Annotated in this window: 13 protein-coding genes; 5 read left to right on the top strand and 8 right to left on the bottom strand. The window is 44.9% G+C overall.

Annotated features, from left to right (window positions below; translation table 11 throughout):
- Positions 1–8: 8 nt before the first annotated feature.
- From ASD24_RS10215 to ASD24_RS10225, 3 genes are all read right to left on the bottom strand, one after another.
- Entirely contained in the window at positions 9–1,058 is a 1,050-nt protein-coding gene (locus ASD24_RS10215; RefSeq protein ID WP_056695149.1) for a siderophore ABC transporter substrate-binding protein, read from the bottom strand.
- A 405-nt stretch (positions 1,059–1,463) separates the two neighbouring features.
- Positions 1,464–3,233 carry a dihydroxyacetone kinase subunit DhaK gene (gene dhaK / locus ASD24_RS29910; protein ID WP_082560363.1) on the bottom strand — a complete coding sequence of 590 codons (1,770 nt, stop codon included), beginning with the start codon at positions 3,231–3,233 and terminating at the stop codon, positions 1,464–1,466.
- Complete coding sequence (locus ASD24_RS10225; RefSeq protein ID WP_056695150.1) at positions 3,233–4,372, bottom strand: glycerol dehydrogenase; 1,140 nt, start codon at positions 4,370–4,372, stop codon at positions 3,233–3,235. The genes dhaK and ASD24_RS10225 overlap by 1 nt, the downstream gene beginning before the upstream one ends.
- 591 nt (positions 4,373–4,963) lie before the next feature.
- On the opposite strand from ASD24_RS10225, the gene ASD24_RS10230 reads away from it, so the two are divergent.
- A complete protein-coding gene (locus ASD24_RS10230; protein ID WP_056695152.1) occupies positions 4,964–5,995 on the top strand; it encodes a PocR ligand-binding domain-containing protein in 1,032 nt (343 codons plus the stop codon).
- A 107-nt stretch (positions 5,996–6,102) separates the two neighbouring features.
- Here ASD24_RS10230 and ASD24_RS10235 read toward each other — a convergent pair whose 3' ends face one another.
- The 3 genes from ASD24_RS10235 to ASD24_RS10245 all read right to left on the bottom strand — a co-directional run bounded on the left by ASD24_RS10235 (position 6,103) and on the right by ASD24_RS10245 (position 8,654).
- A complete protein-coding gene (locus ASD24_RS10235; protein WP_056695154.1) occupies positions 6,103–6,573 on the bottom strand; it encodes an SMI1/KNR4 family protein in 471 nt (156 codons plus the stop codon).
- Between the two features lie 84 nt (positions 6,574–6,657).
- Complete coding sequence (locus ASD24_RS10240) at positions 6,658–7,755, bottom strand: threonine aldolase family protein (RefSeq protein WP_056695156.1); 1,098 nt, start codon at positions 7,753–7,755, stop codon at positions 6,658–6,660.
- Positions 7,756–7,778: 23 nt separating this feature from the next.
- Complete coding sequence (locus ASD24_RS10245; protein WP_056695158.1) at positions 7,779–8,654, bottom strand: LysR family transcriptional regulator; 876 nt, start codon at positions 8,652–8,654, stop codon at positions 7,779–7,781.
- A 138-nt stretch (positions 8,655–8,792) separates the two neighbouring features.
- Between ASD24_RS10245 and ASD24_RS10250 the strand changes: the two genes are divergently transcribed.
- The 4 genes from ASD24_RS10250 to ASD24_RS10265 all read left to right on the top strand — a co-directional run bounded on the left by ASD24_RS10250 (position 8,793) and on the right by ASD24_RS10265 (position 11,521).
- Positions 8,793–9,782, top strand: a complete 990-nt coding sequence (locus ASD24_RS10250; RefSeq protein WP_056695164.1) for a quinone oxidoreductase family protein — start codon at positions 8,793–8,795, stop codon at positions 9,780–9,782.
- 66 nt (positions 9,783–9,848) lie between these two features.
- Positions 9,849–10,079 carry a bacteriocin immunity protein gene (locus tag ASD24_RS10255; protein WP_056695168.1) on the top strand — a complete coding sequence of 77 codons (231 nt, stop codon included), beginning with the start codon at positions 9,849–9,851 and terminating at the stop codon, positions 10,077–10,079.
- A gap of 22 nt (positions 10,080–10,101) precedes the next feature.
- Complete coding sequence (locus ASD24_RS10260) at positions 10,102–10,491, top strand: hypothetical protein (RefSeq protein WP_056695169.1); 390 nt, start codon at positions 10,102–10,104, stop codon at positions 10,489–10,491.
- A 241-nt stretch (positions 10,492–10,732) separates the two neighbouring features.
- Positions 10,733–11,521, top strand: coding sequence for a formate/nitrite transporter family protein (locus ASD24_RS10265; protein ID WP_056695170.1), 789 nt, complete (start codon positions 10,733–10,735; stop codon positions 11,519–11,521).
- A 244-nt stretch (positions 11,522–11,765) separates the two neighbouring features.
- Here ASD24_RS10265 and ASD24_RS10270 read toward each other — a convergent pair whose 3' ends face one another.
- Both ASD24_RS10270 and ASD24_RS10275 read right to left on the bottom strand, forming a co-directional pair.
- Positions 11,766–12,206, bottom strand: coding sequence for an acetyltransferase (locus tag ASD24_RS10270; RefSeq protein ID WP_056695172.1), 441 nt, complete (start codon positions 12,204–12,206; stop codon positions 11,766–11,768).
- 112 nt (positions 12,207–12,318) lie between these two features.
- Complete coding sequence (locus tag ASD24_RS10275) at positions 12,319–13,842, bottom strand: glycoside hydrolase family 30 protein (protein ID WP_056695176.1); 1,524 nt, start codon at positions 13,840–13,842, stop codon at positions 12,319–12,321.
- Positions 13,843–13,919: the final 77 nt, after the last annotated feature.

Consider the following 13,919-nt stretch of genomic DNA (forward strand, 5'->3'; position numbering starts at 1 on the left):
TCCTTTTACTACTTCGCTAAAGTTTCTGATAGGTTGTTGAAGATTTTAATGAATGTCTCAATGGATTCATTCGTATACGTGTCGTTTGGAGCATACATAATCTGTCCTTTAGTAATCGCCGTTGTGTTTTTGAGAGCAGGTGCATTATCAATAACATCTTGAGCAGGAACAGAAGCTTCATCGGAAGAAATAGCTGCATCACGATCCAGTACGAAAATCCAATCTGGATTGCTTTGAGCTATAGCTTCAACGGAAATATCATCACCTTGGTGATCAGCAGAAGACTTGTCAACTTCTAGGGCTGGTACCCAATTAAAGATTTCATACAATGGTCCCCATACGCGACCGGAGTGAGGAGCTGAAAAACCGATATCCCCTGCAGAAACAATCACACTCATAACTGTATCTTCGCCATTATAAGCCGCTTTTGCTGCTTCAATAGATTTATCGAATTCAGCATTCAGTTGGCTAGCTTCTTCCTCTTTATCGAAAATTTCACCTAAGCTCGTCGTTGTATCTTTAAATCCGTTAACCAGGTTTTCTCCAGGTGTTCCGGCTTCAGCAGAAACATCAAAAGTAAGATCAATTACTGCTGCATTAGGCACTAATTTTTTGATATCTTCATAGAATCCCGAGAATCTTTGACCAACAATAACAAGGTCAGGCTGGATCGATGCCAACAACTCCAGATTTGGTTCGCGGTGATTACCGATATTTTGTACCGCTTCATCAGCTACATATGGTGAATTCGCAGGCATAACTTCCTTCGGCACAGCCGCTAATTTAACATCCCAGTTCGCCAATGTCTCAAATGTTCTGTTATCTAGAGCAACTACATTCGTTGGGTTTACAGGAACTGTTACCGTTCCATGTGCATCTGTAATTTCAACTGTTGCAGGAGTAGCAGGAGTAGCCGTACTTGTAGAAGCACTAGTATCGGTCGCATTCGTACTCGTTGCATTTGAATTCGTAGCTTCATTACTGGAACATGCCGCGAGCACCAACGACAAAGCTGCCACCATCATAAACATGAATTTTCTAGAAATAGATTTTCTCATTTGTATCCCCCTAGGTTAAATATGTATGACCCATAAGTAGAGTCACTTGGATGAAATCATTATCATGTTAAATCCTCAGAGATCAATTCTTTATGAATCTTGAACCCCTTTGTTCGTTATTCCTGAGTTATAATTTAAACAAATGATAGTGATTATCAATATCAATAGATCTCATTATACCAACTTAGCGAGCATTTTCAACAGCCCATCACCTGTAATATATGGCGAAATTATGAATACAAACTTATAATCGTCTCTTCTTTTCACATGATATGTACCCGTTCATTTCCTTAAAGAACGGCATTTCACTGCCAAAAAGGAGTATCACGATGTGATACTCCTTTTTGGTAAAATCTTCATAAATTTTTATTTATCTTAGAAATCTTCTGAACTTTTCACAACATTTTATTTCATCGAATCAGACAACTCAGTGAAAATAACACCCAATGCATACGCACCAGCATCAGGGTATCCTAGACTACGGTCACCAACCGTACCTGCACGACCCATGCGAGCTACGATGTCTTCCGTTTTCTTCGCACCTTCGACCGCTGCTGCTGCACCTTTGGCAAACGCCGTTTTGAAGTCGTCTCCTGACTCAGCGCTTTGTGTCCAAGAATCAGCACAAGGTACAAGCGCATCAATCAAGGTTTTGTCACCGACAACTGCACCACGTCCGAAGGAGCGTTCGCCAGTGGACTGAATGCCTTGAACTGCAGCTTGAATCATCTCAGCGAATTCAGCCACACTCAATTGCTGCTTATCGCCTACAGCTTTGCCAGCCGCGCGGAATGCCGAACCCCAGATCGGGCCGGATGCGCCACCACAGTATTCCATGATAACTAATGAACATGCATCAAGGAATGAACCGATGTCCTTTTTCTCTTCGTTAACGATGTGGTTCCATTCACGTTTCAACTGGCGGAAGCCTTTGGCCACGCTCATCCCGAAGTCGCCATCGCCCGCATGAGAATCCAGCTCACAGAACGGTACTTCATTCTTAATGATGATCTCACCCATTTTGTCGATCAGGTACACGACATTATCGAGAGAGAACTGATTATTGTTGATTACCGCAGACGTTGCAGGTGTCTCTACCTCGAAGGATACTGGAGCATCCTCACTTACAACTGCTTCAAGTGCTTCAGAATACGCTACTTGGGCAACTGGTTCACCGGAAACCTTGAATGCAGGCGTATCGCTTTCTTGGAACAACAACGTTTTCAGTTCATCATCCAGTTTCAGGATGGTTACCGAAGCCCCTGCCATATCGATACTTGTCATATAGTTACCTACAAACGTTGTAGCAACCTTCAGACCCGTTTGTCCTGCAAGTTCACGTTGAACGGAGTTGTTCAGCAAGTACAATTCTTGTAGCGGTGTAGCGCCAAATCCGTTCACAAGCACAGCAATCTCCGCAGAAGCGTCATTGTCCAGCTTCATATCCGCCAGCAATGCTTCAACCATACGTCCTGCGAGTTCATCCGCAGACACAATTTTCTCCCGACGAATCCCTGGCTCACCGTGGATTCCCACGCCGAACTCCATTTCATCTTCCGCAATTTCAAATGTCGGAGTACCTTTCGCTGGTACAGTACATGAAGTGAAGCCAAACCCGATACTGCGCACGTTCTGTGCTGCCTTCTCAGCAACCTGTTTCACTTCATCCAGACTTCGGCCTTCTTCTGCCGCTGCTCCGGCAATCTTGTGAACCAGTACAGTTCCAGCAACACCACGGCGTCCCACCGTGTACAAGCTATCCTGCACTGCGATATCATCCTCAACGCGCACATATTGTACGTTAATGCCGTCTTCCTCTGCCAGATGAGCCGCATTCTTGAAGTTCATCATGTCGCCACTGTAGTTTTTGATAATCAACAACGTACCTTTGTTGCTAGCTGTAGCTTTGATCGCCTGGTATACCTGAATCTGTGAAGGTGATGCGAATACATCTCCACACACAGCTGCATCCAGCATACCTTTTCCTACATAACCTGCGTGAGCTGGTTCGTGTCCGCTTCCCCCGCCACTAATCAGGCTAACTTTATCCGCATTAATCTCTCTGCGTTTGATGACTTTATATTTCTTCAGGAATTCAAGCTCCGGGTGCGCAAGCGCAATCCCGTTGCACATTTCCATTACAACATTCTCGGCCTGGTTAATAATTTTTTTCATTATTTTGCCTCCTGGCGAGCTTTGTACTCCCGACCGATTCGGTCAGCTGCTGCGATGGCAGCTGCCACTTCAGGAACTGTGATTGGGAATGGCATTGCGTGAATGGATTCTTCCGGAATACAAGCAATCTCTGCTACTTGGATCAGTTCTTCTTGTGTAATTGTTTCTACACCGATATCTGCCAGGCTTACAGGCAGTCCAACGGCAAGGCAGAAGTCCATCACTTCATGCAGCTCTTCGGTTGGTGCATTCTCAAGCACGAGCTGAGCAATTGTACCGAAGGATACTTTTTCTCCATGGAAGTAGTGGTGCGTACCTTCAAGAACAGTCAGACCGTTGTGGATCGCATGTGCTGCTGCCAAACCACCGCTCTCAAATCCAAGACCAGACAACAGAATATTCGTCTCTACGATGTTCTCCAGTGCTTGAGTTACCACGTTGCTGTCACTAGCTACTTTAGCTTTTGCACCGTCAGTAAGAAGCATCTCATAACATAGCTTCGCCAGTGCAAGTGCTGCATTCGTACCTACAGCAGAAGGTGTATATCCTTCGCGAGATCCCATTGGTAGGCTCGCGTTCACACGAGAATAGGATTTTGCTGTTGCTCTTGCTTCAAAATACGTAGAAAGTGCATCTCCCATACCGGATACGAGGAAACGTGTTGGAGCATTGGCAATAACTGTTGTATCTACTAGCACCACACTTGGGCTTTGTTTGAAGTATGCATAATCATCGAATGCGCCTTCTGGCGTGTACAATACAGCAGAGTGACTTGTTGGTGCGTCCGTTGCCGCAATCGTTGGGCAGATGATCAAAGCTTCGCCTTCTGCTACACATTTTGCTGCATCAATGGCTTTACCACCACCAAGACCGATCGTAGAGTCACATCCTTTTTCCTTTGCGATCTCTTGCAGACGAGCAACTTCCTCACGGGAACATTCGCCTTTAAAACCGCTTTCAACAAACGTAATATTGAATTTCTCAGCTGTTGCATCCAGCTTCGCTTTTACACGTTGTACATCATCTGGGTGAGCGATCAAGAGTGCGGAGTCTCCGAACGATTTCACAAAATACCCCAAGTTAAGTAGTTCGTCTTCACCTTGTACATATTTCGTTGGGCTGATAAATGCTTTTCTCATAGTAGAAAACCTCCTATAAAATATTTAATGGATTAACCATTCAATTCAACATATAAAATTTTAAATGACTCACAATAATATAAATATATATCAGGTATGTGAGGTTTACAGTGGATTTTGATAACAAATTATTATAATTTGCAATCGTATTTTTTTGCTTTTTACTACAATCATGGTATCTTATTGTCATGGGCTTTTTATACATTACCCACAGGCATTACATTTTAATATGTACAATTCGCTAACTTTTAGAGGTTGTTCAATAAGTCCGTTTTTGATTCACCGCATGAATATAAGTTCAACTAAAGAATGTTTACACCTGCCACTCCAATGACAGAATAACCTTCCGATCGCTGTTATCCCCAGATTTTTTTGCATTCCCTTCTTCAAAGGGAAAATCCGGTGATAGTCTATGCTTTTCGAGGTAGCTTTCTTGCAGAAAGCTTTTAGGCGCACGCTTCGCTTCTTCACGTTATTTCTGTCCTCTCCGTTCTCGTGTAAAAAGTGTAGTTAACTTGTATAACTGATTCAAACAAGAACAAACGTAGGGTGACATACCGTATTGATCCAGCCTGCTATGGAGGTTTCACCATGATTAAGGAATACTTGCATATTAATAAAATTCTTGACCTAACCAAATGGAAGCGTCTACAGGATTCACTTGCGACTGTAACGAAGCTAGCCATCCTAACCGTGGATTACAAAGGGATTCCCGTGACCAGTCACAGCAGTTGTCAGGTGTTCTGCCAGAGTGTACGTAAAGATCCCGAGCTACTTCCCTATTGCCAAAAATGTGACTCACGCGGCGGTCTGGAAGCTGTTCGATTGAATGAACCATATGTATATCTATGTCATTTCAACATAGTAGATATTGCCATTCCCATCACAATTGACGGAAAATATATCGGGGCTGTTATGGCTGGACAAGTTAAGCTGGCTGACCCGGAGAAAGGTACCGATCTGGAACAGATCGTGACCTCCAAGAATGTACCGATGCATGCTGAGAAGCTGAAAGAGTTACAGGAAGAGTATGACCAGTTACCCGTCATGACCTATGAAGAGGTTGTGAAAATTTCGAATATGCTGTCCCTGCTCTGCAACTACATTGTAGAGGAAGCACTAAATAAAAATCTGCTGGTGGAAATGTTCGAGAAGGCCTCCGGCAATCAGCAATCACTGAACCTCGCGACCATCCTGCCGGGGTATTCCATTCGTAATATCGAATCCATCAAAAAAGAAATGACCAATGCGATTGCAGATGCTTATCTGAAAACCAGTCCTAATGAAGCCGAGACTGCCAATCCTGTGTTACAGCCTGCCTTTGAATACATTTATGGTCACAAAAGCGAGCAGGTTTCGTTGAAACATATGGCTGAGCTCTGTCACCTGAGTCCAAGTTATTTCAGTCGATTATTCGCCAAAGAAACGGGTGAGAACTTCACGACTTATCTAGCTAAACTCAAGATAAAATGGGCCAAGCAATTACTTGAGATTACCGACATGCCTGTCTCTCAGATTAGTGACGAACTGGGATTCAATGAATCAGGTTATTTTATCAAAATCTTCAAGAAGTTCGAGGAGATTACCCCTGCCCTTTATCGTAAATACATCCAAAAGCAATGAACGCTATGCTCGAATGAATCGAAACTGGAAAGAGGTGATGCTCCATCACCTCTACTTACACCAGTCCGTACTTCACCGGAACCCATCGCCTCTCTCCTGCTCATCTATTATTCCATCTGTTCCTGAACCCATATTGCTGCTTCTGCCAGCATCGTCATTAATTCATTAAAATCAACAGCAACATCCTCTAGAGGAAGCTCATATGCATCATGAACCAGCATTAACACTTTGCCAGAGGTCTGATCTAGTATAGCTATACTCCCCTCACCAAATCCGCCAATTGGAAATGGCTTGAGTTCGGCTGGAAGATCGTATTCAAGCTTGTACTCGCGGTATACCTCCAGAAACTCGGGATATGCCCATTCTAATTCCTTTACCGAATACAAGGCAGGATCACCGAAGTTGCAAGCACCGAATTCAAGTAAAAGCGCGCGATAAGCTGCGGGAATGTTCACGTTATGCTTTTGCTCAAAAGCCTGCATGTCCTGCTCTGTATCAGGCTTGCATCCCTTACCCATCGTGGTCTGATAAGCTTGTACCAACAGCTCCCGAATGGAATCCAATTCAGTTGACGTCATACGAACTCAACTCCTCCTCGAATGAAAAAGATAATACTATGAGAAACAATTCCACTCTTTACGTTTTATGATCTCATCCTAAGTTTAGATCGACTGCTTCTGCATCTCTTCGTTCAACCATGTCAGCGCTGCTCGCAGCTTATCCTGGGGTATGTGCTCATAACGATCACCCATAGAGAGTTCGAAGGCACAGCTGTTTCCGCTTGTTTTGTTCAAATATGACGTAATGCCTATCCCGTAATGTTGCGTCATCTGCACAAGCAGAGGTTCTACCTCCGAAGCTGCAAGTGCAATGTGAACATGGAACATATTCGATACGGGAACTTCAGGTAATGTACGTATGCCGTGACATGCGTTCAATAAGGCAGCCAGCTCCTGAGCCTGCTCGTAATATAGCTGCATTTTGCCAATCCGCTCATTGTAGTAGTATTGCGAGCTTAGAATATACGGATATAGGCCAATTAAATCTCCACCGTGACGCCGTTTCCATACCTTAGACTCCTCCATCACATCCGTATCTCCAGCAAGGATCGCCCCTGCAATGCCACCAATCCCTTTGTAAAAGGATATGTATACACTATCAAATAGACTACATATCTCAGCAGGTGTCTTCTGATAATAAGGTGTAATCTCAAACAGACGCGCTCCGTCTAGATGCAGCTTGATTCCACGTTCACAACAATACGCTGAGATGGACTCCAGTTCTTCGTAACTTGGCAATTGCCCACCAATCTCCCGCTGCGGCAGCTCAAGTAAGAGGCAAGCAATCTCCTGATCCAATCCTTGTACATCTTCTAAACGAATGAGCCGATCCTTATCTGCCAGTAAAATGGTTTCTATCTGATGTAGCTCCTTCAGCCCATCTTCTTCATGAATCTCCAGATGAGCCAGCGGGTGATACGCAACTCGTTTCAGCCCTTGGCGATCACACCAAATCCGCAATGCAATCTGTTGTGCCATCGTTCCACTTGGGAAAAATACAGATGCTTCCTTACCTAGCACATCAGCCATCTGCTGTTGAAAACTATCGATGACTGCACCGTTGCCATAGTGGTCACTCGCCAGCTCTCCATTCACATGCATGAACGCTTCTTGGAGAACTTTAATCTTCCTGCTACCATGACCGCCGATAATATATTCTGCATTCTGAAAAGCTGTAGCTAACGTTAGAGATGATTCCATCCGTTATTCACTCCTTCTATTTACTAACTGCCCTTCTCGTCTGTCTTCAACAATGATAACCAGGCACGCATGGCTCCTGACAAATGCTCACTGTGGGGATAGATGAAGCCCACTTCCAGTCTACGGTAAGGCTCAGGCAATGAATAGATATGCACTTCACCTCTGGATTGCGCTTGAACCACAGTGGAACGTGGCAGAAGAGATACACCCAGCCCAGCAGAAACGCCATGTATTATATTGTCTAACGTCCCATACTCGGTAACCTGTATGGTTGGCACCCCTTGATCCCTGAGTAATGCCTCTGCCTGCTCTCGATGTGTACAGCCTACTTCAAAGAACAACATCGGTTTGCTTAACCATTCTTGGAGTTCATACGATTCCTGTGTTCTAGGCTCTGCGATCAGTACCAATTCTTCTTCGAGTACCTTCATATAGTTCAGATCTGAAATATTCTGTGGTCCATAGATGAATGCGCCATGCACCTCATGCCGAATGACCTTTTGCATCAACTCATGGGTTCCCCCTGTGGCCAGTGCGAGTTGCACATCCGGATAGCGTGAACGATACTCTGCCAATAGTGGAGTTAGCAACTTCGATGCGGCTGTCTCAATCGCCCCGAGACGAAGCGAACCTACAGGTTTATCTCCTATTAAAACCGCTTGCTCCGCTTCATAGATCAGACTGACGATTTTGTCTGCGTACAAGAGCAGATTCTCACCCGCCGGCGTGAGCGACATTCCCCGATTAGAACGTCGAAATAGAGGTGTTTGCAGCTGTTCTTCGAGCTGTCTGATCCGTGTTGTCACATTGGACTGCACATAATTCAGTGCTATTGCAGCTTTGCTGATACTGCCTTCGCGGGCAACCGCCTGAAATATTTTCAAATCTCCTGCATCCATGCCCTTATCACCTGCTTATTGTCTATCATCATTTTTAATATTCACCTTCATTTTTGTTCATTTTACGTGAATCTCTCCCATCTGTACAATGAGGCTCAATACGCAACGTTATACCACACATAGGGAGGAAAAGCAGAGATGAAAGCTATGATCCATGCTCAGCATACCGGACGTCAAGGTCTTCAATTCTCAACAACAACAGCCCAAACACCAGGGGAGGGCGAGGTACAGATCCAATTGAAATCCGCTGGAATTAACCACCGTGATCTGTTTATTATGGCAGCTCGTACCGCTCAGGACGAGCCACTCATTCTTGGATCGGATGGGGCAGGAATCATTGTCGAGATCGGGACAGGTGTGCACGATATATCTGTAGGCGACGAAGTTGTAATCCATCCAACCCTTCATTGGGAGCACGCTGTTGATGTGCCTAATGTCCCTGATATTGTAGGTGGCCCTACCCATGGAACTCTCGCACAATATATTACGCTACCTGCTAGAAATGTCTTGCCCAAACCTTCTCATCTATCATGGGAGGAAGCAGGTGTGTTATCCCTTTCAGCCTTGACCGCGTACCGCGCCTTATTTACTCGTGGTGCGCTTCAGCCGGGTGAACATATTCTAATTCCGGGGATCGGCGGAGGTGTAGCGACCTATGCCCTGCTCATGGCCGTTGCCGCAGGTGCCAAAGTAACGGTTACCTCAAGAAGTGAAGCCAAGAGAAACCAGGCTCTACACTTGGGTGCCTCACAGGCATTAGATAGTCATGAAGATTGGCATCTCTATGGCGATCTTGAACCGGTTGACATGATTTTGGATAGCATCGGACAAGCGATGTTCCCAAAATATTTTGATATAATTAAACCAGGTGGACGTATCGTCATGTATGGGGCAAGCTCAGGAGATGATCTGACGGTGCCGATTCGTTCGATTTTCTTCCCACAAGTTAGCCTAATCGGAACCTCTATGGGTAGTCATGAAGAGTTTGTACAGATGCTGCAATGGCTGGAGGAACATGACATTCATCCAGTGATCGATCGGATCTATTCGTTACAGGATACTGTTGAAGCGTTCGAACGTATGGCTAATGGAGAGCAGTTTGGCAATCTCGCCATCCTTGTGGAGTGACAGTTGAGTTAGATAGAGCCTCATTCGTAGATGACAATAACAGAAAAAATTTTCGGGGGTGCACATATGACTGAAGTTACTCGTGTAGAGCTAATCGAATGGGTTCGTAAGCTAATGATCGCGGAAGGAACAGAGGCAGAGTTAGATGATATGTTAAGCGAGCTACAGCAACAGGTACCTTATGCAGAGATCAGCAATCTCATTTACTGGGATGATCGAGACCTGTCTCCTGAGCAGATCGTAGAAGAAGCACTCGCTGCCCGTCCTATCCAGCTTCCGCCCCCGTCCCAATCTTAAGGATAAGGAGGCAATGCCTACAATGACGGATGGACCCGATAACAGTAACCATGAACGAGACGACCATAATGAACTTGGTGAGCATTCAACCCGCCCGATTCACCTTACCCAAGGGGAGATCAACGCGCTGGAGAAAGCGATTATGTATCTCAAGTTTGAATGCAACGAGACGGACTCCCTCCTTTACGCAGGTAGCCCCCTTCTGAACAGCGTATTGGAAAAGGCGCGTGATGCAAGTCGATTCGGAGAGTTCGCGAAAGACTTCCACTCACGTCCTAATGAATATGCGGAGACATTCATGCGTGACAAGTTAGAACGCTCCTACGCAGAAGAATTAGCGCCGCGGGAGCGATCCACAGTACAGAAGGATGAAATTCTGCGAACATGTATGTTTCCATATCCGGTGAAATAAAAAATCTCTATACTCGTAGGTTGAGTATAGAGATTCTTTTATATATGCGTAATATCAATAACATTGAAGATGGATGCTAGGTTTAGATTTTTATTAAAAATGGATATGGCTTAGATTCAATTTTAGAGATATTCTTTTTTTGAAATAACGTGCCTCTATCTAAAAATTCGTTATAATGGAAAGAACTTGGCGAGATTGGTAAGTTTATGAATTCACACAACTTAGTCATTGGAGGATGATTATGGAAACGGAAGGTTTACGGAATGTTGAGAGTTTAGCCTTGAAGAAACACAAGATTTTCAAACAAAGCTTAATGCGCTATATCGCACGCTCGATGCTTGCGAGTATGTTCATCGGGTTTGGGGTAATCGTAGCATTTAAGACAGGGAATTTCTTCTATATGGAACAATCCCCGTTTACATACCCAATGGCAGCAATCACGTTCGGAGCAGCCATCATTCTGATTGCCTACGGTGGCGGTGACCTGTTTACAGGCAATACGTTCTACTACACGTATGCTGCACTACGCAAGAAGCTACGCTGGCTTGAAGTGGTGAAGCTATGGATTGCAAGCTACAGTGGGAACCTCATGGGAGCCGCAGTATTTGCCCTATTAATCTATCTCACCGGTTTGTTTGATTCAGCTCAAGTTAATGGCTTCCTGCTCAGTGTGGTTGAACATAAAATGGAAGCTCCCACGATGCAGCTGTTCTTCCGAGGCATTCTATGTAACTGGCTGGTATGTCTAGCGTTCTTCGTACCGATGTTTATGAAAGAGAACGGCGCCAAAATGTTCGCCATGATGCTCTTTGTCTTCTGTTTCTTCATCTCGGGCTATGAACATAGCATAGCTAACATGTGTACTTTTGCGATTGCTCTGGTGCTGAACCATCCGGGGACAATTTCGTTCGGAGGTGTGCTCCATAATCTGGTTCCAGTCACACTGGGCAATCTGGTCGGCGGTGTATTCTTAATGGGCTTTATGTATTACACCGTGAACAAACCATTTTTAGATGAGGAGACACATTAACACCATAACCTAACCCCGTAACACAGACATAGGTTGCTTCCTCATGTAAGCCAGGCAAGTGTCCAAGGACGTGTAAGATCGTTAAGCATTTGAATTAAAAAAACAGCAAAAAACCATCTCACTCACAATTTGAGATGGTTTTTAGTTTCGCGCGTTTTTATATTATTCACCCACCCGATTTTACTCCAGAATGTCTTTACCCTCATAGATCACTTACTCTTTCTTGATTAATGTGCCAGTTTGTTTATAAAATCTCCAGATGCAGCAGCGGGAACGGTTTGCCAGATCCATCGAGTTCAGAGCGCCCAATCTGTACAAATCCCATTTTTTCATAGAATTGCGCTGCTCCAGCATTCTGTTCATTGACATCCACCTTGAGATGATGACCTTTGAGTTCGATGGTATGTTCGATCAGAAGACGCCCTACGCCCTGTCCATGCTGACTTGGATCGACGAATAACATCTCAATAAAGTTGTTTTGTAACCCGATAAAGCCGACAGGTTGTTGCTCCATATCTAGCGCTTCCCATACCTCAACTTGCCGTTGCTCCAGTATTTCACCTACCATATTTCGATAGAACTGAATGTCATGCTCTTCCAAAAACGTATGCGTTGCTCGAACAGCTCTCTCCCAGATCTGTATCAGCTGCTCATGATCTTGTTCACGGTATGAAACGATAACCATCTTGAATGCACCCCAATACGAATAAACTGTTGATTTGTGTATTATTGTAACATTCCCAGCATACAACCAGTAACTGAACACACCAATCTTTAAGGCAACTTTCCACTGGTGTTTATGTCTTCCAGCGGAATGTTACGGCCGACTTCGCAGGCAAGCTGTAGTGAAATTCCGTTCCATCCATCATCACATTAAATGAGGTATCTTCATCCCCTGTGTTAGCCGCAACCAATACCATCGTTCCATCCGGATTGCGAAAAGCAACATTCTCAAGCTTGCCTTGCTCCTGATTGGAATCCACTCTTACCGCTCCAGGGCGTATAAACTTACTGATATGCCCCAATGCATAATATTCCACATTTTTATCTACCTTTCCACTCTCTGGATCAATGGTTACGACCCCTCGGCAGTTCTCGCAACCGCCATTGGTTGGTCCTCCTTGTGGATCTAATGCGATGTTCCAGAGCAACACACTTTGTGCCCAGTTTCGCGGTGCACCAATCATAAGGTTGGACATTTGCCAGCTCAGGTTTTCGCCAAAATCAGGGCTCCAGTCTCCACCACTACATTCCGTAAAATAAATGGACTTGTCCGGAAAACGATCATGCACCTCTGACATGGCAGAAGGATCACCGGCGTAACAATGAAAAGCCGAGCCATCAATATAGGTCGCAGCCTGCTTATCCCCAAGAACTTGATTGGTATACTCTACACCTTCATCCCAATTATGATCATACGCAATGATTCGGGTGTCTAGCTTTGCCTTTTTCAGAGCCGGACCGAGGTAATCACGTATAAAATGTACCTGTTCTTCAGCCCCCATACTCATACTGGGATAATTCGGAGAAGTGAATCCAGGTTCATTCTGGAGTGTAATCCCATAGATGGGCAGCCCTTTGTTTTGGTAGGCTTGAATATATCTCACAAAGTATTGTGCATAGGCTTCATACACCTGCGGATCTTCATAATTCAAGTACCAGCCATGTAAGGTCTTCTCGCCATATTTCATCCAGGCCGGTGCTGTCCAGGGTGTCCCCATAATTTTCATATGTGGCTTCAATCGGGTCACCTGTTGCAGCATATCTACGACCTCCCGATCCTGATCAATCGAGAAATGTTCCATGGTATAATCTGTTCCTGATTCCACATCATCATAGGTGTAGCTTGCAGGCGCACCGGACGCATCTACCGAATAATCGGAAGCTCCGATGGTATGCCTGACCATATCTAGATTTAGTCCCTCAGAGGTAAACAAATCATGAAGCAATTGTTCTCGCTGTTCTTGTGGGAGTTGGTTCATAAGATGTGCTGACGACCCTGTCATGGCTGCCCCAAACCCATCCATGGTTTGATATGTTTTCTCGGGATTAATCGTGATTGCGGCTTCCAGTGGGGATGAGCTAGTTCTTTCACTTTGAAGTAACGGAATCGGCTGCTGCGGGGCAAGCAAGTGTTGCTGATCTCCTGTAGTTAACCAAGCTTCCACCTCGGCATGCGTCTGTTCGGCAGGTGGCGGGACGGGTTCTTCTCTGACGCTACGTAACACAAGCCACAGCAGCAGTATTATAATGCATATGGCAAATACAATAACAAGCTTCATTCGGCCGCTAAGCTTGTTCCGTAGGAGCACTCTTTTCATCTTATTCACACTCCTTATCCTATCTACTCGAAATTCTTCACTCATATTGCAGCTAGGATTGTTAGATCTTATTGTAG

The organism is Paenibacillus sp. Root52 (genome assembly GCF_001426865.1).
GTDB lineage: Bacteria > Bacillota > Bacilli > Paenibacillales > Paenibacillaceae > Paenibacillus.

Coding starts and splice junctions, on each gene's coding strand:
- ASD24_RS10215 (WP_056695149.1), bottom strand. CDS start 1,058: ATGAGAAAATCTATTTCTAGAAAATTCATGTTTATGATGGTGGCAGCT.
- dhaK (WP_082560363.1), bottom strand. CDS start 3,233: ATGAAAAAAATTATTAACCAGGCCGAGAATGTTGTAATGGAAATGTGC.
- ASD24_RS10225 (WP_056695150.1), bottom strand. CDS start 4,372: ATGAGAAAAGCATTTATCAGCCCAACGAAATATGTACAAGGTGAAGAC.
- ASD24_RS10230 (WP_056695152.1), top strand. CDS start 4,964: ATGATTAAGGAATACTTGCATATTAATAAAATTCTTGACCTAACCAAA.
- ASD24_RS10235 (WP_056695154.1), bottom strand. CDS start 6,573: ATGACGTCAACTGAATTGGATTCCATTCGGGAGCTGTTGGTACAAGCT.
- ASD24_RS10240 (WP_056695156.1), bottom strand. CDS start 7,755: ATGGAATCATCTCTAACGTTAGCTACAGCTTTTCAGAATGCAGAATAT.
- ASD24_RS10245 (WP_056695158.1), bottom strand. CDS start 8,654: ATGGATGCAGGAGATTTGAAAATATTTCAGGCGGTTGCCCGCGAAGGC.
- ASD24_RS10250 (WP_056695164.1), top strand. CDS start 8,793: ATGAAAGCTATGATCCATGCTCAGCATACCGGACGTCAAGGTCTTCAA.
- ASD24_RS10255 (WP_056695168.1), top strand. CDS start 9,849: ATGACTGAAGTTACTCGTGTAGAGCTAATCGAATGGGTTCGTAAGCTA.
- ASD24_RS10260 (WP_056695169.1), top strand. CDS start 10,102: ATGACGGATGGACCCGATAACAGTAACCATGAACGAGACGACCATAAT.
- ASD24_RS10265 (WP_056695170.1), top strand. CDS start 10,733: ATGGAAACGGAAGGTTTACGGAATGTTGAGAGTTTAGCCTTGAAGAAA.
- ASD24_RS10270 (WP_056695172.1), bottom strand. CDS start 12,206: ATGGTTATCGTTTCATACCGTGAACAAGATCATGAGCAGCTGATACAG.
- ASD24_RS10275 (WP_056695176.1), bottom strand. CDS start 13,842: ATGAAAAGAGTGCTCCTACGGAACAAGCTTAGCGGCCGAATGAAGCTT.